Origin of the sequence: Amycolatopsis sp. lyj-84 (assembly GCF_046549075.1) — a bacterium.
Taxonomy (GTDB): Bacteria; Actinomycetota; Actinomycetes; order Mycobacteriales; family Pseudonocardiaceae; genus Amycolatopsis.
Genome location: NZ_JAJPWO010000011.1, coordinates 33,780 through 55,112, shown reverse-complemented (window position 1 = coordinate 55,112; position 21,333 = coordinate 33,780). Strand labels below are relative to the sequence as shown.

The following is a 21,333-nucleotide window of genomic DNA, read 5'->3' as shown; positions in this document are numbered from 1 at the left end:
TATTCGAACTCGAGGAGAGCGGAAATGCGTCAGCGGCTGGTCGGTTCCGCAGGAATCGCAGGGATGACCCAGTTACACCAGGCGGCGCCCCTGATCGAACGGCAGCACGCGATCATCGAACTGCTGCGGGTGCGGGCGCCGCGCCGGGTGACGGGCATGAGTCTCGCGGAGTCGACCGGGGTGAGCCTGCGGACCGTGGAACGCGACATCACGCGCCTGCGCGAAGCGGGTGTTCCCATCGCCATCCACCGAGGGCCACGCGGCGGCTACGGCATCGACGCGCGGTCCGTGCTGCCGCCGGTCTCGCTGACCCCGGGCGAGGCCTCGGCGCTCATCGCCTCACTGGTCGCCGTCGGCCCGTACACCTCGGCGGTGGCGCAATCCGCACTGGGCAAGATCCTCGACGCGCTCACCGAATAACGATCCGGGCAGGCACGCAACGCGCGACAGGGAATCGACGACTGCCAGGCAGGTCATTCTCCGGATGCGAGGCGCGCCATGTCCCTCAACGACAGTTCCGAATTCGAGGAGCCGAACGCGCATGAACGGCGCTGGGGTGGATCCGCCGAGTGGAAACCACGGGGCAAGCGGGACCGTGTCGACGCCTACAACCCCCGCCTGACCGTCCTCGACCAGTGCCTCGCGATGATCCGCTACGGCACGAAGAGCGGCTTGTCCCTCCCCGCCGACGCGGTCGACATCGTGGACGTGGCACGGAGAGAAGCCGATCCCCAGTTCGACGACACGCTCTACACCCCGCTACCACTCAGCAAACTGACCGAAGCCCACAAACAACTCGTCGCCGCCGTGGCACCGGCGAACCCGAACACGATCGAGCTGCTCGCCGACGAAGAAGCCCACGGAGTCCGCCGTTACTTCGGTGCCACCAGATACGCGCGCTCCCTCGCCTTCCTCGCGATGGCGCTGTTCACCACCTTCGTGGTCCTCCAGATCTGGCGGACGAGTTCCGGGGCCCCGCTCTGGCTGGACATCCTCGTCACCGCGCTCGCCTCGGTCATCGGCGGGATCTTCTACGTCATGTTCGCCCTGAGCCGTCAGCTCTCCCGCGGCTCCTTCGAACGAGGCCTGGAAGGCAGGTACACCAACCTGATCATCCTCGGCGGCCTCGCCGGGACGGCGCTGGCGTTCCTCATCGTGGAGCCCGTGGCGACCACCGCGAACGCTCCCGCCTCCACGAGCGTCAGCGTGCTCCTGACCCGTCCGCTGCTCGCGCTCCTCGGCGGGTTCTCGGCCCGGGCGGTGTACCGCATCCTGGAACGTCTGGTCAGCACCGTCGAAGCGCTGATCAAAGGCTCCGGTGACGAACTCGTCGCGGCGCAGGAACTCGCCGCCAAGGCGCGGGCGACCGCCGAGATCTTCGACCACAAGACGGAAACGGTGACGGACCTGCTGCGGGTCACCCGGGGCATCGCCGCCGGTTCCACCACCGACCAGATCCGGTCCGAACTCGAAGTCCTCGTCGCGAAGATCATCAAGGGCCTTCCCCCTTCCGCGCAGCCGCCGCAATCCGAGTGAGCGCCCGTCCCCCGATCGTGGTTCGCCGGGGCCCTGAATGGCCGATGTGTCCCTCCGGAGTCGGTTCTATCGTTCGGACGCATGGCAAGCGACTTGCAACGGCGCAAGATCTCCGGTGTCTTCGCCGCGATGGACGTCGACGGCGACGGTTTCCTTCAGAAGCGGGACTTCCAGGCCCTGGCCGACCGCTGGGCGCGACAGCGCGGCCCCGGTGACGGGCCGCGCCTGACCGGCATCATGCTGAGCTGGTGGACGACGTTGCTCGCGGCCTCGGATCTCGATCGCGACGACAAGGTCTCCCTCGACGAAGTCCTGCTGGTGGTGGACAAGCTGCCGGACACGCCCGAGGCCGTGATCGCGACCGCCGACGCGATGTTCGAAGCGATCGACGAGAACCGTGACGGCCTGATCTCCGCGGCGGAGTACCGCCGGCTGATCGAGGTCTGGAACGGCCGCCCGACCGACACCGACGCCACGTTCCCGCTGCTGGACTCCGACGGCGACGGGATGCTGTCCCGGAACGAGTTCGCCGCGCTGTGGCTGGAGTTCTGGGCGGGCGACGACGCCAGGGCGCCGGGCACGCTCGTCTTCGGCCCGCTCGCGGCCTGACCTCCGCGCTGCCCTTTCGGTCAGTGCCTCCGGCCGTGCGGTCCGAAAGACGCCGCGCCGGGGCCGGACCACGTTAGCTTCGAGGAAGCGGCGCGCATCCGGTCGCGGCTTTCGGGCGGATCCGCCGTCCATACGGGCCAGAACCCGCCGGACGCCCACGTCACGGCCGCCGGGTCGGCTCAGGATGGCGGATGTGGACGAGGTGACCGAGCAGATCCTGGAGCGTGTCACCGGCACGGGCGCCCCCTGCGTATGGGTGACCGGACCGGCGGGCGCCGGCCGGACCACGCTGCTCGCCCGGTTGCGCGAGCGGCTTTCCGAGTCAGGGCAAGGGGTTTCGAGCGCACGCTTCACACAGACGGGTGACCTGGCTCCCGGCGGCTTTCCCTGGCCCGCCCCGGCGACGGGCGCGGCCGACGACCCCGCGGTGGCCGGGCGTGCGGCGCGGGCGGTGGCCGTGCCGATCCTCGGCGGTGGCGGGCACGTGCTGATGCTCGACGACACCCAGTGGATGGGCCGCGACTCGCTGGCCGTCCTGGAGGCATTGATCCGGCGGCTGGACGGTACTTCCGCGCGGTTGATCTGCGCTACTCGCACCCCGGTCCGTGAGGTGGCCGAAGGACTCGCCCTCGTGCGGCGGCTGCGGGCCGACGGCCTGGTGCATCCCGTGCGGCTGCTGCCGTTGAAGGCGGAGGAGATCACGCGGCCGGTCGTCGAGGCGCTGGGCGCCGTTCCGAGCGCTTCGCTGCGGGATCGCCTGCACGAACTCAGCCGGGGTGTCCCCGCCGCGCTGCGCCAGGCCTTGGACCTGCTGCGCGCGCAAGGCGCGATCCGGATCGTCGACCGGCGCGCGTATCTCGTCCCCGGGACCGCGGTGCCGTTGCGGTCCGTGCCGCTGGATCCCGAGCGGCTCGCGGTCGCGAAGGCCGCCGCCGTCCTGCATCCGCTCGGCGAGGCGATGCCGTCGCTGATCAGCGGGGTGCTGGCACAGGATCCCGCGGAAACCCTGGCGATCCTCGAAGTCCTGCGCGCCGACGGGGTGCTGCACCGCGGCCGCGGATGGCGGTTCACCGTGCCGGTGGTGGCCTACGCGCTGATCGCCGAACTCGGCCCCTTCGAGCGGCGCCGGTTCTCCGCGGCCGCCGTCACCGCGTTGTGGAACGGGACCGCGCACACGTCCGACCCGTACTATCTCGCCGACCGGATCGCCGAAGCGGGCAAGCTGATCGATCCGCGGCGCGCGCTCGCGGAACTGCTCGACAACGCGGCCTTCCTGCCCGACGACCAGACCACCCGCGGCGCGCGGTGGCTGCGCGCCGCCGTCGAACTGACCGAGGACCGGCCACAACGCGCGAGGGTGACCCTTCTCCACACCATGTGGTGCCACCTCAACGGCGATCACGACCAGAGTCTCGCGGGCACGCGGCGGTTGCTGGAGGAATTCCCCGACCGGCTTTCCGCCGACGCCGCACAGGAAGCGCAGTCGATCGCCGTCTGCGCGCTGCACAACTCCGGCAACACGGCCGAGCTGGCGAGGATCGCCACGAACCCGCCGGAATGGTCGGTGGCGTCGAGCGCGATCGCGCTGAGCCTGCTGGACCGGTGGGCCGAAGCCGCCGAACTGCTGGCGGAGAACGATTCATGGCGCACCGAGTCGACGGTTTCCGCGATGCTGGGCGAACTTTTCGGCGGTCTGGCCGAACTCTGGGCAGGCCGCTCCGCACGGTTCGGCGCGAACCTGACCGAGCGCGAGCGGTGGCCGTTGAGGACGGCGAGGCGGCCGCGGAACGACCAGATCACGTCGTACGTCACCGCGCTGCTGGTGCTGGGCGAACGGGCGCGGGCGGAAAAGCTGCTCGCCGACGAGGTCTTCCCGGAAACCGGCCTGCGCGACAGCGAACGTTCACTGCTCGCGGCCATGCACGGCGATTCCGCCCGCGCGGTCGACTTCGCCCACCGCAGCGTGGCCGACCGCTCGCGGCGCGGCTATGACACCGGCTCGGCCGCGATGCACCTGTCGACCGTGTCGGTCCTGCTGTCGCAGGGACGGTTCAGCGCGGCACGAGAACTGCTGACCGCCGCCCGCGCCACCGCGCCGATGCTGGCGCATCTGCTCGACATCGCCGAAGCGCGGGTCGACATCGCGCTGGGCGAAACCGACCGCGCCGCCAAACGTCTGCACGCGGCCACCTGCGGACTCGCCGTCGGAACGGACATCGCCTGGGCCGATCTCGCCGAACTGGCATTGCGCAACAACGACCGCGCGGGGACGAAGAAGGCACTCGACGCGCTGGAGGACCTCGCTTCCGCGATGCCGACCGGGCGGGTGCTGCTGCACCGCCATCTGGTCCGGGCCTGCCTCGGCCGCGAGCCCGCCGGCGAATGTCTCTGGCTGGCCCGCGAACGCGCGCAACCGCTCGAACTGGCCGTCGCGGCCGAACGGCTGGTCCGGCACGGCGCGACGGATCCGAAGGTGCTCACCGAGGTGTACGAGGTGCTCGGGTCGCTGGACGCGCTGCTGTACCGCGCGCGGCTGCGGAACCTGATGCGGGAGAACGGGATCGAGATTCCCGGCGGCCAGGAGACGGTCGCCGAGAACGAGCACCTGCTGGCACTGCTGGCGGGCGAAGGGCTGACGAACGAACAACTGGCGACGGCGCTGCAGACGAGCCAGAAAAGCGTCGAGGGACGGTTGAGCCTGCTCTTCAGCCGGACCGGCTACCGTTCCCGGATCGAACTGGCCACGGCGCTGCTGAACGGCCGATACGCCTCGTGAGCGGGCCGGACCTCCGGGTGGCCGTCCACACGGCCGACCCGCTGACCCTGGCGGGGCTGGTCGGCATGCTGTCGCAGGCCGAGGCGCTCGAAGTCGTCCCGGCCGGTACCCGGGGCGCGGACGTGCTGGTGGCCGCCGAGGATCCGGTCGACCACGACCTCCCGGTTCTCCGGCGCGCGGTGTCCGAACAGGGCGGCCTGCCCGGCGTCCTGATCACCGGGCCGCTGCCGCCCGAGGGCTATCGCTCGGCCGCGGCCGCCGGGGTGCGCCGCGCGCTGCCGCATCAGGCGGCTGGGACGGAACTGCTGATCGCGGAGGTCCTGGCCGCGCGGACGGCGGTCACGACCACCGCCGCGAGGCTGGCCGCCGGGTATGACGCCATGGTGGGCGGCCCCGACGAAACTTCGCGGTTCCACGAACGCGAGATCCGTGTGCTGCGGATGATCGCCGACGGCAAGGACACCGGCGAGATCGGCGCGGCGATGGGCTACTCGCAGCGGACCATCAAGAACATCCTGCACCAGGCCCAGCACCGGCTGGCGCTGCGGAACCGGGCGGAGGCGGTGGCCGCCGCCATCCGGGCCGGGCTGATCTGAGGACGTGAGCTGAAGGGGACTTTCCCCGCATCCGACGCGACGAAAGCGCCCTTCACCGCGTTACATGCGGCCATGGGCCCCTTCAGCCCGTTCTAGATGACCCCGGCCCGCACCGCGTAAGCGACGGCGTGTGGCCGGTTCTTCAGCTTCAGCCGTCCGGTGATGCCCTGGATGATGTGCTTCACGCTGCGCTCCGAGTAGCAGAGCTCGCCCGCGATCTCGACGGTGTCCTTGCCGTCGGCCATCAGGCGCAGGACGTCGATCTCCCGCGTGGTGAGCCCGGCGGTGTTGACGCCCATCGGGTCGAGCACCTCGCGTTGCAGCCGTTCGACGTGCTTGAGCAGTTCGCCGAGCAGGCTCGGCGGGAGCACCCCGCCGCCGGACGCCGCCGCGCGGACGGCGTGCGCGAGCCGCTCACCGGTCGTCGCCGAACGCGGCAGGACCGCCACCACCCGGCATTCGATCGCGGGGACCAGTTCCGCCTCGCTGATCTGGCTCACCACGAGCACCACCGGCTTGCCGTCCTCGGAGGCGAGCCGTCGCAGCCACAGCACGATCTCGGGGGTGAGCCATTCGGCGGCGAACACCAGTACGTCGGTGTCGGCGCGCTGCTCCCAGTCCCGGATGTCGATCCCCTGCTGCGTGCCCAGCTGACTGGCCAGGCCCGCCGTGGTGATCGGATCGGGCGCGTGCACCGCCACGGTGATCTGTCGGGTTTCCGTGTCCACTCTGTCCCCTCCGCTTGATCCGCGGCCCCAGTCGGATGGGACACAGTCTGCGAAGGAGCTCTTCACGAACTCTCCACGAGTTCTCAACGAGGCGTGAAGAACTTCGTGGCCAGCTGAAACGCTTCCACGTACTTGGGAAGTTCGTCGAGGATCTCGCGGAGCCTGTCCTCGGGTCCGGTGTAGTCCGGGTCGGCGAGCAGGGCGTACCCGTAGGCCAGCGTCCGCCGGAGCTCGGCGACGCGCGCTTCGGCTTCGTCGGCGTCGAGCATCAGCCTGCCGTCGTGGGCGAGGCTGAGCAGGACATCTCCGGCGAATCGCTCCTGATCCTGGCTCACCGACACAGCATGCACAGCCACGCATGCCAGGGACCAGGGCCGGACGACAGTCTGCCCCCGAGAACGTCCGGCTTTGCCCAGTCGCCCCTCGGCTGTCCACATCCTGAAAACCACATGAACGGGCACCGACCTCGGACCCGTTCACGGTGGTGAACCCCCTGAACCGGACCGCCCTGGCAAAACGCGAGAATGTCTCATGACCAGCGGACGAAACCCACACGCTGAGTGTCCGATTGATTGCGAAACCCACAACGGCCCTACTAGGATTTTCCCCGGGCGCGATGCTCTTTCCGGAAGTCGGACGCACAGGCGGCAGGTCATGGACGAGGTTCCCTCGCTGACGGTGCGGCTACTGGGCGGCGCCCCCGCCCGGCACGGCTCCGGCGAGATCGCCCTGGGTCCCGCTCAGCGGCAAGCGGTGTTCGCCGCGCTCGCCCTGCACGCCGGCCAGTTCGTCTCCCGCAAGGACATCATCGACGCCGTGTGGGGTGAGCGGCCCCCGGACAGCGCCACCGGCATCGTCTACACCTACGTCTCCGCACTGCGCCGCGCGCTGGAGCCCGTGGGCGAGCCGCTCGTCGCCACCCGCGCCGGTTACAGCCTCGACCTGCCGAGACAGCAGGTCGACGTCCACGTCTTCGAAGCCGAATTGGAACGGGCCCGCACCTACCGGCTCGCGGGCGAGCACCACCGGGAGCTGGAGTCGCTGCGCTCCGCGCTCGCTCAGTGGCGGGGCTCCGCGCTGACCGGGATCCCCGGTCCCTTCGCCGAAACCCAGCGCGCCCGGCTGAACGAACTGCGCATGGGCGCGCTCGAACGCCAGGCCGAGGTCGCGTTGCACCTGGGCGGCTATCGCGAGCTCGTGGGCGAGCTGGCCGTGCTGGTCGAGCGCCATCCGTTGCACGAAGGCCTGCACCGCATGCTGGTTACCGCGTTGTTCCGGTCCGGCAGGCAGGCCGAAGCACTGGCCGCGTTCGACAGCGCCCGCGAGACGATCATCGAGCAGTCCGGTCTCGAACCCGGTCCGGAGCTGCTGGCGCTGCGACAGCGGGTCCTGGACGGCGACCCGTCGCTGCACCACCAGGACCAGCCGGAACGCCACCGGCCGACGCGGGCGCTGCCCGAACGGCCGTCCGCCTTCGTCGGCCGCGAGTTCGAACTGGGCCGGTTGCGCCGTCACCTGTCCGCGTTGCTGGACGAAGGCCGCGGCGGGACGGTGTGGCTGGACGGCGAGGCGGGCAGCGGCAAGAGCGCGCTCCTTGCGGAGGCCCTCGCCGCGGCGGGAAACCGGACGCGCTGGGTCGAAGCCGACGAACTGACCAGCGCAATCCCGCTGAGCCTCATCGCCGACTGCCTCGGCGGGGAGGCGCTCGACAATCTCACCAAGACGGTCACCGAACTGTGCGAGGACGGGCCGCGGGTACTCGTCTTCGAGGATCTGCACTGGGCCGACGAGGACAGCCTGCTCGCCTGGCAGCGCCTGCACCGGCTCACCGCGCACCTGCCACTGCTGCTGATCGGCTCCGTGCGACCCCTCCCCCGGCGCCGCACGCTCGACGTCCTCCGCTCGCGGCTCGACGGCGAGATCGTCTCGCTGCCGCCGTTCGACGGCCCGGCCGTCGCCGCGCTCGCCGAGGAGACCCTGGCCAGGGATCCCGGTGAGGACTTCCTCGGGTTCGCCGCCGAGTACACCGCGGGCAACGCCGGTTACCTGTGCGAGCTGTTCACCGAATTCGCCGACGGCCGCGACCTCACCGCCGCACCGCACAGCCGGATCACCGCCGTGGTGGAAGAGCATCTCGCCACGCTTTCCGTGGCGTGCAAGCGAACGCTGACTTCGGCCGCGCTGCTCGGCTCGTCGTTCACGGTCGCCGACCTGACCGGCGTCACCGGCCGCGAGCTGCGGGCGCTGATCGAAGCGGTCGAGGAGGCGCTCGCCGCGCGTGTGCTGGAAACCGAAGGGGACCGCCTGCGGTTCCGCGTCCCCCTGGTGCGTTCGGTGTTCGCCGCGAACACCCCGCCCGCCATCCGCGCCGTGCTGCACCAGGAGATCGCCGCGACCATGGTGGGCTCCGGCGCGCCCGCGGACCGCGTCGCCGAGCAGCTGCTCCAGGTGGGCGACGAGCTGACGGCGCGGTGGATCCCGCAATGGCTGCTCGACAACGTAGGCCTGCTGTCCACTGGGCACGCGGTCGAACTGCTCCACCTGCTTTCGCACCAGCGGAACCTCACCGAGGAGCAGCACCAGGGCCTGGCAGGCGAACTCGCCGCGCTTTTGCTGCCCGAAACGGGCACGGAGACGTCCTGGCCCACCGCGCGCACGACGGGGGCCGCGCAGCCCTGGTGCGCGCCGCTGCACGCCCTCGCCCGCCCCGGTGTCCCGCCCCAGCGCGGCGTCGTCTGACCCACACCCGGGTGCGCAACCGAACCGCCGCGCGTACGTCCTAAACTGCGGGGACCACGGTAGTGATCCGGCCACTTTCGGTGAGAACGAGAAATGGAGCCGGCGTGACGAACGGGCTGCGCGTCGAGCTGCTCGGGCCGCCCCGTGCCTGGCTCGAAGACGTCGAGCTGAAGCTCGGGCCCGCCCGCCAGCGCGCGGTTTTCGCCACCCTCGCGGCGCGGTGCGGCCAGTCCGTCTCGCTCGGCGAACTGATCGCCGACGTCTGGGGTGGCACGGCGCCCGCCAGCGCCACCGGCAGTGTCCACACCTACGTCTCGGGTCTGCGCGGGGCGATCCGCAAAGCGGGCGGCGACGCGCACGAAGTGCTGCATTCGTCCGGATCGAGCTACGTGCTGCGGCTGGACCGCGAGGCGCTCGACGTCCACCTGGCCGAACGGGACGCCGCCGACGCCAGGAAAATGCTGCTGGCCCACGCGGATCAGCGTGGCGCGGCCGCGCGGCTCACCACCGCGCTCGGCCGCTGGCGCGGCGAGGCCTATTCCGGCGTACCGGGCCCGTTCGCCGAAGCCGAGCGCGTCCGGCTTTCCGAACTCCAGCTGACCGCCACCGAACTGCGGGCCACCGCGCTGCTCGGCCTCGGCGACCACCGTGAACTGGTGGCCGAGCTGACCGCGCTGGTCCAGCGGCACCCGTTGCGCGAGTCGCTGCACGAGACGCTCATGCGCGCCCTGCACGCCAGCGGGCGGCAGATCGAAGCGCTGACCGTCTACCGCGATGCCCGGCGCGTCCTCCGTGACGAACTCGGCGTCGAGCCCGGCGCCCCGCTGCGTGAACTCCATCAGCGCATCCTTGACGGCACCGAAAAACCTGTCACCGGATCGAAACCGGTTCCGGTGCGCGTCGTGCCGCCGCCGGTGGCCAAGGCGATCGAACGCGGCGGCCAGGGGTATCTGCCCGGCCGGGCCCGTCAGGTCGAACGACTGGACGGGTTCGTCACCGACCTGCTCGCCGGGCGCGGCCGTCCGGTCTGGCTCGAAGGCGAACCGGGGATCGGCAAGTCGGAGCTGCTGATCGCCGGGCTGGCGGGCGCGGCGGCACGCGGCTGCCAGCTCGCCTGGACCGCGGCCGACGAGCTCCAGCAACGGTTCCCGCTGCAGGTGATCATGGAATGCCTCGGGGTGCACCACGGCGCCGCGGATCCGGCCAAGGCCAAACTGGCCGGTGAGCTGCACGCCGAGCCCGCACACGGGAACTGGGGCCCCACCGACCCGATCCTGTCCACCGTGGACAAACTACTGGCACTGGTCGACGAGACCTGCGCGGCGGGCCCGCTGGTGCTGGTGATCGACGATCTCCATTGGGCCGACGAGGCCAGTGTGCTGCTGTGGCAGCGCCTCGCCGCCGCCACCCGTCAGCTGCCGCTGCTGCTGGTCGCCGCCACGCGCACCGGGCACGGCCGCCGGGACCTCGCCCAGCTGCGCCGCGGGATCGAGGCGAGGGACGGCGAGATCATGCCGGTCGAGGTGCTCACCAACGACGAGGTCACCGCGGTCTTCGAAGTGATCCTCGCGGCGAAACTGGGCCCGAGCCTGCGCCCGCTGGTCCGGCGCGCGGCCGGGAATCCGCTCTACGCCAGGGAAATCGCGCACGACCTGGTCCGCACCGGCTCGCTGCGGATCAAGGCGGGCGTGGCCGAGGTGACGCTCAACGGCAGCGAGAACGCGCCGCGATCGCTGCTGGCGGCGGTGGGCCGCACGCTGGAATGCCTCGACCCGGCCACGACCGACATCCTGCGCACCGCCTCGCTGCTGGGCGCGGAGTTCGCGGTCGAGGACCTCGCCGCGCTGGCGGGCAAGAGCCCGCTGGAGGTCCTGCGGGATCTCGAACCGGCCACCACCGCCGGGGTGATCGAGTACGCGGGCGACAAACTCGCCTTCCACCATCCGTTCCAGCGGCAGGCGCTCTACGGCGGCATCGCCGAACCGGTCCGCGCCGCGCTGCACCGGCGCGCCGCCGAGGCGCTCGCCCGCGGTGGCGCGCCGATCAAACGGGTCGCCGAGCAACTGGCGGCCGAACCGGTGCCGGTCGACCCGTGGCTGGTCGGCTGGCTCACCGGCAACCACATCGCGGTGTCCAACCGCGCCCCGCACATCGCGGCCGATCTCCTCCGAGGCGCGCTCGACAGCACGGTGCCCACCCGCGAGCAACGGGAGACGCTGATCGCCGCGCTGGTCCGCGTGCTGTTCCGGCTCGAAAAAGACCCGGAGGCCGAGGCGGAGCAGGCGGTGAAGACGGTCGGCGACAAGGCGGATCTGGCGCAGATGCGGCACGTCCTCGCCGCGCTGCGCTACCGCCGGGGCGACACCCCCGGCGCGATCGAGGCGCTCGCCGACACCGCGGACGACCCGTCGATGCCGGAACTGTGGCGGACCAGCACCCGCACCCTGCTCGCCAACTTCCGGCGCGGCACGCTCGACGATCTCGGCGAGACCGAACGGATAGCGCGAGGACTGCACGCCGAGGCCGTCGAGGCGGGCGAACGGTATCCCGCCGCGCACGCGCAGCAGACGTTGTGGCTCGTGCATTCGATCCGCCGCGAGCACGACCGGGCGCTGACCGCGATCGACGCCGCGCTCGAGACCACCGGGGACGAAGCCGACCTGGCGACACTGCGGTTCGACCTGCTCGACAACCGCCTCTTCACCCTGCAGAACCTCGACCGTCTCGACGAGGCCGACGCCACGCTGCACGCCGGGTACGAGACGGCGGCACGGCACGGCCTGCCGACCGGCCCGCAGGTCTCGGCGGCCGTGCACTACTACTGGACAGGCCGCTGGGACGAGGCGCTGGCCGAACTGGACTCGGTCACCGAGGACGGCCCGGCGATCACCTTCTACGGCGTGCGCGAGCCGGGGGCCGCCGCCCTGCTGCTGCACGGGGTCGCCGCCCTCATCGCGGGCCACCGGAACGAACGCGTCTCCGTCCGCGCGCATCTGGAAGCGGCCGAGGCGCACTCGCCGTCGAACTCCTCCGAGCGCGAAAGCTGCGACTTCTACCTCGCCGCCCAGGCGATGGCCGCCGAGCAGCGTGACCGGCTCGACGACGCGCTGCGGCTGTTCGCACCGGTGCTGCGCCCCGACTTCGCCCAGATGATGCTGCGCCACCAATGGCTTCCCGACGTCGTCCGGATCGCGCTCGCGGCCGGGAACGACGACCTCGCAAGGGAAGCGCTCGCCGTCTGCGCCGAGGAAGCGAGCCAGGAGACCGTGCCCGCGAGGGCGGCGGCGGCCGCCGCGCGGTGCCGCGCGCTGATCGACGGCGATCCCGAAGGCGTGCTGGCCGCGGCCGATCACTATCGCGAGGTCCGCCGCCCGATCGAACTCGCGGCCTCGCTGGAGGACGCCGCCGAACTGCTCGGCCGCACCGGCTACCTCGAAGCGGCCACCCAGGCGCTCACCGAGGCGTGCGAGGTACTCGGGCAGGTCGGCGCGGGCTGGAACATCCGCCGGGCGGAAAACAGGCTGCGCCGCCACGGCGTGCTGAGCCGTGCCGAGCAGGGTCCCCGCCACGCCGGGGCGCTGTCGCCGCTGGAACTGCGGGTCGCGCGGCTGGTGGCGGCGAAACTGTCCAATCCGGAGATCGCCGCGGAACTGAGCCTGCCGAGGCGGACGGTGCAGTCGCTGGTGTCCCGGGTGCTGACCAAACTGCACGCCGATTCCCGGCTGACCGTCGGCGATCAGTTGCCGAGACGGCTCGCGTGAGCCGTCTCTTCGGGCAACGCGGTTGTCCCAACGGACGGCACGCGCTGCCACCGCCCGATCACCACGACATAATTCGCCTGCAGTCCGTGAATCGCGCACGACCGAGGAGAGCCATGACCCGCCTGCTGGCCGGATTGGCGGCCTTCGCGCTGCTGCTCACCGGCTGTTCGGGAAAGCCGGCGGAATCCGGCGGACCGATCAAGCTGACCGTCGCCACCTTCGGCGAGTTCGGCTACGAGAAGCTCTTCGACGAGTACGAGAAAACGCATCCGGGGATCACGGTCGAGGGCCGGGTCGCCGACTTCGAGACGCACCACCGTCAGCTCGCCACCGGCCTCGGCGCCGGACGCGGCAGCGCGGACGTGGTGGCGATCGAGGAGCAGTACCTCCCCAAGTTCCGCCAATCCACGGACAAGTTCACCGACCTCTCCGAATTCGGCGCGCAGGACCTCCGCGCGAACTGGCCCGGCTGGAAATGGGACCAGGGCACCGCGAACGACGGGAAGTTCGTGATGGGCCTCGGCACCGACATGGGCAGCCTCGCCCTCTGCTACCGCCGCGACCTGTTCGCGAACGCCGGTCTGCCGACCGACCGCGACCAGGTGGCCGCGCTGTGGCCGACCTGGGAGAAGTTCGCCGAAACCGGGGAGAAGTTCAGTTCGAGGGCGCCGGACGTCAAGTTCGCCGACTCGGCCGGCACCATCTACACGGCGATGCTCAACCAGGCTCAGGAGAACTACTTCGCCAAGGACGACACGTTCGTCGGCGACACGAACCCGAACGTGCGCAAGGCCTTCGACCTGGCGGGCGGGATGGCGCTGAAGAAGGAGACGGCCGCCGTCACCACCTTCACCCAGCCTTGGACGGTGGCGATCAAGCAGAGCCGGTTCGCCGCCATCACCTGTCCCGCCTGGATGCTCACCCAGATCGAGGAGGCGGGCGGCCCGGAACTCGCGGGCAAATGGGACGTCACCTCGGTTCCCGGCAAGGCGGGCAACTGGGGCGGATCCTTCCTGACCGTCCCGAAACAGGGCGAGCACCGCAAAGAGGCCTACGACCTCGCCGTCTGGCTCACCGCGCCGGAACAGCAGAAGCGGATCTTCCTGGAAAGCGGCCTGCTGCCGAGCGCGCTGGGCGCCTACCAGGACGGCGCCGTGCTTTCCCACACCAGCAAGTACTTCAGCGACGCGCCGGTCGGCAAGATCTTCGCCGCGTCCGCCGAAGCCCTCCGCCCGAACTATCGCGGGCTGCGCGACGGTGAGGTGCGGCCCGTGTACGGGCACGCGCTCGGCCGGGTCGAAGAGGGAAGGCAAACGCTCGACCAGGCCTGGACCCAGGCCGCGACCGAAGGCCGCGCCGCGGCCGCCAAATGAGCGGGGACGGCGTGACACGCGGGTTTCCGGCCGGGTTCCGCTGGGGAACGGCCACGGCGGCGTACCAGATCGAGGGCTCGACGACCGCCGACGGCCGCGGACCGTCCATTTGGGACACCTTCACCGCGCGACCGGGCCTGGTGCTCGACGGCGCCACCGGCGACCCGGCGTGCGACCACTACCGGCGCTATCGCGAGGACGTCGGCCTGCTGAGCGAACTCGGCGTGCCGTACTACCGCTTCTCGGTCGCGTGGTCGCGGGTCATGCCGGACGGCCGCACGATCGAACCGCGCGGGCTCGCCTTCTACGATCGTCTTGTCGACACGTTGCTGGAGCACGGGATCACCCCGATGGTCACGCTCTACCACTGGGATCTGCCGCAGGCGTTGCAGGAGGAAGGCGGCTGGCCCAACCGCGATGTCGCGAGTCTCTTCGCCGACTACACCCTGACCGTCCACAAGGCACTCGGCGACCGCGTCCGGCAATGGACCACGATCAACGAGCCGTTCTGCGCCGCCTTCATCGGCTACGGCAACGGCGACCACGCGCCGGGCATCCGGGACGAGGGCGCCGCGCTGGTGGCGGGGCACAACCTGATGCTCGCGCACGGGCTGGCCGCGCAGGCGTTGCGCGCGGGTGGCGGCGAGCAGGAAGTGTCCATCGTGCTCAACTTCGCCCCGGTGCTGACCGACGTGGACGACGCCGAGCACCGTGAGGCCGCGCGCAAGTTCGACTTCCTGCACAACAGGTTCTTCCTCGACCCGCTGCTCGGCCGCGGTTATCCGCCCGAACTGCTGGCGGATCTGGAGCATCTCGGCACCCTCGAAGCGGCGATCGCGGACGGCGATCTGGAGATCGTCGCGCAGCCGCTGGACGTCCTGGGCGTCAACTACTACGCGCCTGCCCGCGCGGTCCCGCTCGCCGACCCCGTGGCCGACAGCAACTGCCCGCTGCCCGGCCTGCGCGGGATGGACGTCACGCCACCCCGCGGTGACCTGACCTCGCTCGGCTGGGAGCAGCGGCCGGAGTCGTTCACCGATCTGCTGCTGTGGCTGCGTGACCACTGCCCCGGCCTGCCGCTCGTGATCGCCGAGAACGGGGCCGCCTTCGAGGACGAGGTCGTGGACGGTCGCGTGCACGACGCGAAACGCGTGCGGTACTTCGCCGAACACCTCGCCGCCGTCCACGACGCGATCGAACGCGGCGCCGACATCCGCGGCTACATGGCCTGGTCGCTGCTGGACAACTTCGAATGGGCCATGGGGTACACGCAGCGGTTCGGCCTCGTGCACGTCGACTTCGGCACCCAGGAGCGGACGCTCAAGGACAGCGCCCGGTTCTACGCGGACGTGGTGGCGCGCAACGGTCTCGCAGGAGCGTGAGCGGCCCGGTCACGGGTCCCTGAAGTGCTAGGAAAGGCCCGTTACTTGCAAATTTTGCAAGTAACGGGCCTTTCATAGCGTCCCGGGGGTGGCGCGCGACGGGACTTCAGCCCCGCAGCGCACCGCGCATGACGCCGTCGACCACCTTCCTGGCCAGCACGATGAACAGCACGATGACGGGCAGCACGCCGAGCGTGGCCGCGGTGAGCATCAGCGAGTAGTCGGTGAAGTAGCCGCTGGCCAGCCGCGACAGTGCCACCTGGACCGTCGGGTGCGCGTTGGGATCGAGCACGATCAAGGGCCAGAAGAAGTCGTTCCACGCGGTCATGAACGTCAGCATCGCGAGTACGGCGGCCTGGGGGCGGATGGCGGGCATGGCGACGCTCCAGAACAGCCGCGCCGTCGAGCAGCCGTCGACGCGGCCGGCGTCGAGCAGTTCGCCCGGGATCGCTTCTTCGCACGCCTGCCGCATCCAGAACACGCTGAAGGCGCCGACCAGTCCGGGCACGATCACCGCTTCCAGCCGCCCGTACCAGCCGAGTTCGCCGACCACCAGGTAGAGCGGGATGACGCCGAGCTGGGCGGGCACCATGGCCGTGCCGATGACGACCAGGAAGAGCGAGTCGCGGCCGGGGAACCGCAGGCGCGCGAAGGCGAATCCGGCCATGCTGGAGAGCAGCACGTTCGAGACGGTCACCGTTCCTGCGACGATCAGCGAGTTCTGCATCGCCAGCCAGAAGTCGACGGTCTCGAAGACCTTGCCCACGTTCTCGATCAGGTTACCGCCGGGCAGCAGCGGCGGGGTGGTCTCGCCGAGGGCGGAATTGTCCTTGGAGGACACCACGAACGACCAGTACAGCGGGAAGATCGAGGCGATGCCGACGGCGAGCAGCAGCCCGTAGACGACGAAACCGGTCCGTTCCCTGGCCGCCACGCCTCACTCACCGCCCCGGATCCGGCGCACGAGCAAGAAGTTGACCAGCGCGAAGCCCGCCGAGAACAGGAAGAGCAGCCACGCGATGGCCGCCGCGTATCCGGCGTCGAACTCGCCGAACCCCTTCTCGTACAAGTACATGGCGAGGGTCTGGAACTGCCGGTCGGCGCCGCCGGTCCCGTTGGTGCCGGTGTCGTCGAACAGCTGCGGTTCGGCGAACAGCTGCAGCCCGCCGATGGTCGAGACGACGACGGTGAAGGCGATGGTCGGCCGGATCGCGGGCACGGTGATCGACCAGAACGTCCGCCAGCGCGAGGCGCCGTCGAGCATGGCGGCGTCGTAGCGCTCCTGCGGCACGGACTGCATGGCCGCGAGGTAGAGCAGCGCGTTGTAGCCGGTCCAGCGCCACATCACCATCACGCTCACCGCGACATGCGAGGCGAACCGGTCCGACCGCCAGTCCACCGGGTCGAGACCCACCAGGCCCAGCGCCCAGTTGACGACGCCGTAGTCCTCGGCGAAGAGCTGGCTGAACACCAGCGCCACCGCGACCACCGAGACGACGTTGGGCAACAGCACGCTGGCCCGCCACAGGGTCCGCGCGCGCAACGGGCGGTCGAGCAGCGCGGCGAGCCCGAGCGCGGCCAGCAGCTGGGGGACGGTGGAGAGGACGAAGATGCTGACCGTGTTGAAGAGAGCGTTGTAGAAGTTCGGATCCTGGAGCAGGACGGCGAAGTTGCCGAGCCCGGCGAACCCGGTGTCGCCGTTGATCAGATGCCAGTGGTGCAGCGCCACCCAGGCGGTGTAGAGCAGGGGGAAGAGGCCGAAAACGCCGAACAGGACGTAGAACGGCGCTGTCATCAGGTATCCGGCGAGCCGCTCGCCCGTTCGCCTCAAACGGTGATCACCTTGACGCCGGTCCGGGTGATCTCGTCGGCGATCCGGGGATCGACGCCGGCGTCGGTGATCAGGGTGTCGACGTCCCCGAGGTCACCGAACCGGGCGAAGTGGTCGTTGCCGATCTTGGTGTGATCGGCCAGCAGCACCGTCCGCCGCGCGGACGCGATGGCCGCGCGCTTGACCATCGCCTCGGCGGTGTCCGGCGTGGTGAGCCCTCGTTCGACGGAAAGGCCGTTGGCGCCGATGAAGGCGACGTCGACGTAGGTGTCCTTGAGGGTGTCGAGAGCCCAGCTGTCGACCGAGGCCATGGTGTGGCCTCGGAGTCTTCCGCCGACCAGCATCAGCGTGATTCCTGGCCGGTTGGCGAGGGCGCAGGCGTTGGGCAGGGACGGGGTGACCACGGTCAGTTCACGATCGGCGGGGATGAGGCCCGCCAAGCGTCCTACGGTGGTGCCCGCGTCCAGCAGGATCGCGCCCTCGGCGGGGATCTCGTCCAGCGCGGCGGTGGCGATGCGGTCCTTTTCCGCCGTCATCACCGTGTCGCGGGCGTCGAGGCCGGGCTCGATCCCCAGCCGCTCGACCGGGATCGCGCCGCCGTGCACCCGGCGCAGCACCCCGCTGCGCTCCAACGCCGTCAGGTCACGACGGACGGTCTCGCTGGTGATCTCGAAAGCGGCCGCGAGTGTCGCCACGTCGACGCGGCCGTCCTGCCGGGCTTGCTTGAGGATGGCGCGTTGCCGCTCTTCGGCGTACAACGGTCACCTCCTGCCCTGGCGGATGAGCGGTCATGGCGACAATAGTTGCTTTCTCACCGGTCCGACAACGGAACCCCTCGGTAACCGGGAGCTTTCCGCGTCGCTCTGTCCATTGAGGACACTGCGCCAGGTGGACCTTGCCGCGGTATTGCCCGAATCGACGGCTGATTTGCCCGTTCGGACCGACCGAACGGCGGATTTACAACGTTGTATCAACGATGTAAATCTGGTCGCACCGGGCCAGGAAAGGGGAAACCCCATGTCAGTCCCCCGCCGCAACTTCCTCAAAGCCACCCTCGCGACAGGCCTCGTCGTCGGCGTCGGCACGCAGGCCACAGCCGAAGCCGCGGCCGCCGCGCCCTACGTGGCGAACCGCGCGCCGCTCCTGCCCGCTCCCCTGGTCCGGCTCCCGCCCGGCTCGGCGAAGGCCGGTGGCTGGCTGGCCACCCAGCTCCGCAAGCAGCTCGACGGCCTCAACGGCCGCTACCAGGAGGTCTCGCATTACCTCGCGTTCGACAACACCGGCTGGACGCGGCCCGAGCTGAAAGGCTGGGAGGAGGTGCCGTACTGGCTGCGCGGTTACGGCGATCTCGGCTACGTCACCGGCGACTCCCGCGTGCTCGCCGACACGCGCCGCTGGATCGACGCGATCCTCGCCACCCAGGCCCCGGACGGGTACTTCGGCCCGTCCGAGCTGCGCACCCGGCAGTCGGGCCACGCGGACCTCTGGCCGCACATGCCGATGCTGCACGCGCTGCGCTCGTACGAGGAGTACACAAAGGACGCCCGGGTCGTCCCGTTCCTCAGCGGCTACTTCCGTTTCATGGCGGCACAACCGGTGTCCGTGTACACCGACGGCTGGGGCAACACCCGCTGGGCCGACACGATCGACGTCGTCTACTGGCTCTACAACCGCACCGGCGAGCCGTTCCTGCTGGATCTGGTCCGCACCATCCACCGTCACTCGGCGAACTGGGTGGACGACCTGCCCACCGCGCACAACGTCAACATCACCCAGGGCTTCCGCGAACCGGGCCAGTTCTGGGTCCTCTCCGGCGATCCGGCGCATCGCGCGAGCGCCTACGCGAACTACGACCGGATCCAGGGCCGCTACGGCCAGTTCCCCGGCGGCGGCTTCGCCGGTGACGAGAACGTCCGGCCCGGCTACGACGATCCCCGGCAGGGCTTCGAAACCTGCGGGATCGTCGAGTACATGATGAGCCACGAGATCCTCGCCAGGACGACCGGCGATCCCGTCTGGGCCGACCGCGTCGAGGAACTCGCCTTCAATCTGCTTCCCGCCGCGCTGGATCCGGCGGGGCGGGGCGTGCACTACGTGACGTCGGCGAACGGGATCCAGCTCGACCGGCAGCCGAAGACGTTGAGCCAGTTCGACAACGACTTCACCATGCAGGCGTACGAACCGGGGATCGACAACTACCGGTGCTGCCCGCACAACTACGGGATGGGCTGGCCGTACTACGTCGAGGAGATGTGGCAGGCGACGGCGGGCGGAGGTCTCTGCGCGATGCTGTACGGCGCGTCCACGGTGACCGCGAAGGTCGCCGGCGGCACTCCGGTGACCATCACGCAGACGACCGGCTATCCGTTCTCCGACACCATCACGTTCACCTTCTCACTGCCGAAGCCGACGGATTTCCCTTTCCAGATCAGGATTCCCGGCTGGTGCCCGGCACCGGCGCTGTCGGTGAACGGTGGCACGGTCGCCGTGAGCGGCGGCCCGCGGTACGAAACCGTCCGCCGGGTCTGGCGGACCGGCGACCGCGTCACCCTGCGGCTGCCGATGACCACCCGCACGCGGGTCTGGGCGCGCAACCACGGCTCCGTCTCGGTCGACCGCGGGCCGCTGACGTTCTCCCTCGCGATCCAGGAGAACTGGAGCCGGGTCGCGGGCGACGACCAATGGCCCGTCCACGAGGTCCGGCCCGGCTCCGCGTGGAACTACGGCCTGGTGCCGCAGGCCGCGTTCACGGTCTCCACGACGGGCGGGAACCCGCTCGACCCGTTCACCCCGGCGAACAGCCCGGTCCGGCTCACCACCGACGCCCAGCGCATCGACGCGTGGCAGGCGAGCGAGCAGGACGTGATCGACGAACTCGCCGACAGCCCGGTCGCCGTGACCACACCGGTCCAGCGCGTCACCCTGATCCCGATGGGCGCCGCGCGACTGCGGGTGACGTCGTTCCCGCGGACCGGTGGATCACGGCCGTGGCGGACCGGCTGGACCCGGATCGAGAACCGCAACTCCGGCAAGCTCCTCGGCGTGGACCGGATGTCCACCGCGGACTCGGCGCAGGTCGTCCAGTTCCACGACAACGGCACCGCGGACCACCTGTGGCGCACCATCGACAACGGCGATGGCTGGTTCCGCGTCAAGAACCGCAACTCCGGCAAAGTCCTGGGGGTGGACCAGATGTCCACGGCGAACTCGGCGCGGGTCGTCCAATTCGACGACAACGGCACCGCGGACCACCTCTGGCGGTTCCTGGACAACGGGGACGGGTGGTTCCGCCTCCAGAACCGCAACTCGAGCAAGGTCCTCGGCGTGGACCTCATGTCCACGGCGGACTCGGCGATCGTCGTGCAGTTCGACGACAACGGGACCGCGGACCACCTGTGGCGCCTGCTGGACTAGTACTGCAACGGCACTTGGTGTGCGTGTGGTAGATCATCGTTGCGGTGGTCGATGTGGCGATGGGTGAGCCGGGCCGGGTGCATGAGCGGATCGCGGGTCGGCTATCTCCGTGCCGTCGTAACCGACCGGATGTGGTGCCCTTTGCAACGGAGGAGCGTCCTATGTGGATCGATCGACGGGGCGGGTGACGAATTCGGCTTCGTCCCGGCCGAACGATGATACGGCTTTGCGGTGGCACTCGGCCGGATGCGACTCGCTTGGCGGCTCAGCGGCGAAACCGCCTCTCCGTGAACTCGCCGGAGAGGCGGTTTTCGCGATTGCGGAGCTAGCCGGGCTCGAGTTCGCCCTCTTCTCGCCGTGACTTGGCCCGGTAGTGGAGGCCGATGCCGAGGCCGGTGGTCAGCATGACGAGCCCAAGGCAGGTCATGACGATGACCGTGGGCCACTGGAGTTGCCGGGGCAGGTGCAGCGCCAGAAACCAGGATGGCGTGATCTGGCCGGTGATCAGCATGGTCGCGGGCACGATGCCCTGGGCGCCCAGGGGCACCCAGCACAGGATCAGGCTCGCGACGACGTAGAAACGCTTGC

Annotated in this window: 16 protein-coding genes; 10 read left to right on the top strand and 6 right to left on the bottom strand. The window is 70.2% G+C overall.

Annotated features, from left to right (window positions below):
• Window positions 1-63 precede the first annotated feature (63 nt).
• From ACLJRM_RS29935 to ACLJRM_RS29915, 5 genes are all read left to right on the top strand, one after another.
• The gene (locus tag ACLJRM_RS29935) at window positions 64-420 is read left to right on the top strand and encodes a helix-turn-helix transcriptional regulator (RefSeq protein ID WP_233224216.1); all 357 of its coding nucleotides are present in this window, start codon (window positions 64-66) and stop codon (window positions 418-420) included.
• Window positions 421-498: 78 nt separating this feature from the next.
• The gene (locus tag ACLJRM_RS29930) at window positions 499-1,536 is read left to right on the top strand and encodes a hypothetical protein (protein ID WP_101608959.1); all 1,038 of its coding nucleotides are present in this window, start codon (window positions 499-501) and stop codon (window positions 1,534-1,536) included.
• Between the two features lie 81 nt (window positions 1,537-1,617).
• Complete coding sequence (locus ACLJRM_RS29925) at window positions 1,618-2,145, top strand: EF-hand domain-containing protein (RefSeq protein WP_410664958.1); 528 nt, start codon at window positions 1,618-1,620, stop codon at window positions 2,143-2,145.
• A gap of 184 nt (window positions 2,146-2,329) precedes the next feature.
• A complete protein-coding gene (locus ACLJRM_RS29920) occupies window positions 2,330-4,921 on the top strand; it encodes an AAA family ATPase (RefSeq protein ID WP_410664957.1) in 2,592 nt (863 codons plus the stop codon).
• On the top strand, window positions 4,918-5,517 hold the full coding sequence (locus ACLJRM_RS29915; RefSeq protein ID WP_410664956.1) for a helix-turn-helix transcriptional regulator: 600 nt from the start codon (window positions 4,918-4,920) through the stop codon (window positions 5,515-5,517). Before ACLJRM_RS29920 ends, ACLJRM_RS29915 begins: the two co-directional genes overlap by 4 nt.
• Before the next feature lie 92 nt (window positions 5,518-5,609).
• Here the strand turns inward: ACLJRM_RS29915 and ACLJRM_RS29910 are convergent, their stop codons facing one another.
• Together ACLJRM_RS29910 and ACLJRM_RS29905 are read right to left on the bottom strand one after the other, a co-directional pair.
• Window positions 5,610-6,245 (bottom strand): helix-turn-helix transcriptional regulator, encoded by a 636-nt coding sequence (locus ACLJRM_RS29910; protein WP_101608961.1) that lies wholly within the window; start codon window positions 6,243-6,245, stop codon window positions 5,610-5,612.
• Window positions 6,246-6,328: 83 nt separating this feature from the next.
• Entirely contained in the window at window positions 6,329-6,580 is a 252-nt protein-coding gene (locus ACLJRM_RS29905) for a hypothetical protein (protein WP_101613313.1), read from the bottom strand.
• A gap of 319 nt (window positions 6,581-6,899) precedes the next feature.
• On the opposite strand from ACLJRM_RS29905, the gene ACLJRM_RS29900 reads away from it, so the two are divergent.
• The 4 genes from ACLJRM_RS29900 to ACLJRM_RS29885 all read left to right on the top strand — a co-directional run bounded on the left by ACLJRM_RS29900 (window position 6,900) and on the right by ACLJRM_RS29885 (window position 15,500).
• Window positions 6,900-8,984, top strand: a complete 2,085-nt coding sequence (locus tag ACLJRM_RS29900) for a BTAD domain-containing putative transcriptional regulator (RefSeq protein WP_410664955.1) — start codon at window positions 6,900-6,902, stop codon at window positions 8,982-8,984.
• Window positions 8,985-9,088: 104 nt separating this feature from the next.
• On the top strand, window positions 9,089-12,745 hold the full coding sequence (locus ACLJRM_RS29895; protein WP_410664954.1) for a BTAD domain-containing putative transcriptional regulator: 3,657 nt from the start codon (window positions 9,089-9,091) through the stop codon (window positions 12,743-12,745).
• 113 nt (window positions 12,746-12,858) lie between these two features.
• Window positions 12,859-14,118, top strand: coding sequence for an ABC transporter substrate-binding protein (locus ACLJRM_RS29890; RefSeq protein ID WP_410664953.1), 1,260 nt, complete (start codon window positions 12,859-12,861; stop codon window positions 14,116-14,118).
• A gap of 11 nt (window positions 14,119-14,129) precedes the next feature.
• Window positions 14,130-15,500 carry a GH1 family beta-glucosidase gene (locus ACLJRM_RS29885; RefSeq protein WP_410664952.1) on the top strand — a complete coding sequence of 457 codons (1,371 nt, stop codon included), beginning with the start codon at window positions 14,130-14,132 and terminating at the stop codon, window positions 15,498-15,500.
• 106 nt (window positions 15,501-15,606) lie between these two features.
• On the opposite strand, the gene ACLJRM_RS29880 is transcribed toward ACLJRM_RS29885, so the two are convergent.
• From ACLJRM_RS29880 to ACLJRM_RS29870, 3 genes are read right to left on the bottom strand one after another with little or no spacing between them, the layout of a single operon-like run.
• Entirely contained in the window at window positions 15,607-16,434 is an 828-nt protein-coding gene (locus ACLJRM_RS29880; RefSeq protein WP_101608965.1) for a carbohydrate ABC transporter permease, read from the bottom strand.
• A 3-nt stretch (window positions 16,435-16,437) separates the two neighbouring features.
• Window positions 16,438-17,331 (bottom strand): carbohydrate ABC transporter permease, encoded by an 894-nt coding sequence (locus ACLJRM_RS29875; RefSeq protein WP_410664951.1) that lies wholly within the window; start codon window positions 17,329-17,331, stop codon window positions 16,438-16,440.
• The gene (locus ACLJRM_RS29870; RefSeq protein WP_101608967.1) at window positions 17,328-18,089 is read right to left on the bottom strand and encodes a DeoR/GlpR family DNA-binding transcription regulator; all 762 of its coding nucleotides are present in this window, start codon (window positions 18,087-18,089) and stop codon (window positions 17,328-17,330) included. Before ACLJRM_RS29870 ends, ACLJRM_RS29875 begins: the two co-directional genes overlap by 4 nt.
• A gap of 259 nt (window positions 18,090-18,348) precedes the next feature.
• Between ACLJRM_RS29870 and ACLJRM_RS29865 the strand changes: the two genes are divergently transcribed.
• Window positions 18,349-20,745 carry a beta-L-arabinofuranosidase domain-containing protein gene (locus ACLJRM_RS29865; protein ID WP_410664950.1) on the top strand — a complete coding sequence of 799 codons (2,397 nt, stop codon included), beginning with the start codon at window positions 18,349-18,351 and terminating at the stop codon, window positions 20,743-20,745.
• 325 nt (window positions 20,746-21,070) lie between these two features.
• On the opposite strand, the gene ACLJRM_RS29860 is transcribed toward ACLJRM_RS29865, so the two are convergent.
• Window positions 21,071-21,292, bottom strand: coding sequence for a hypothetical protein (locus tag ACLJRM_RS29860; protein ID WP_410664949.1), 222 nt, complete (start codon window positions 21,290-21,292; stop codon window positions 21,071-21,073).
• Window positions 21,293-21,333: the final 41 nt, after the last annotated feature.

Coding starts and splice junctions, on each gene's coding strand:
- ACLJRM_RS29935 (WP_233224216.1), top strand. CDS start 64: ATGACCCAGTTACACCAGGCGGCGCCCCTGATCGAACGGCAGCACGCG.
- ACLJRM_RS29930 (WP_101608959.1), top strand. CDS start 499: ATGTCCCTCAACGACAGTTCCGAATTCGAGGAGCCGAACGCGCATGAA.
- ACLJRM_RS29925 (WP_410664958.1), top strand. CDS start 1,618: ATGGCAAGCGACTTGCAACGGCGCAAGATCTCCGGTGTCTTCGCCGCG.
- ACLJRM_RS29920 (WP_410664957.1), top strand. CDS start 2,330: ATGGCGGATGTGGACGAGGTGACCGAGCAGATCCTGGAGCGTGTCACC.
- ACLJRM_RS29900 (WP_410664955.1), top strand. CDS start 6,900: ATGGACGAGGTTCCCTCGCTGACGGTGCGGCTACTGGGCGGCGCCCCC.
- ACLJRM_RS29890 (WP_410664953.1), top strand. CDS start 12,859: ATGACCCGCCTGCTGGCCGGATTGGCGGCCTTCGCGCTGCTGCTCACC.
- ACLJRM_RS29865 (WP_410664950.1), top strand. CDS start 18,349: ATGTCAGTCCCCCGCCGCAACTTCCTCAAAGCCACCCTCGCGACAGGC.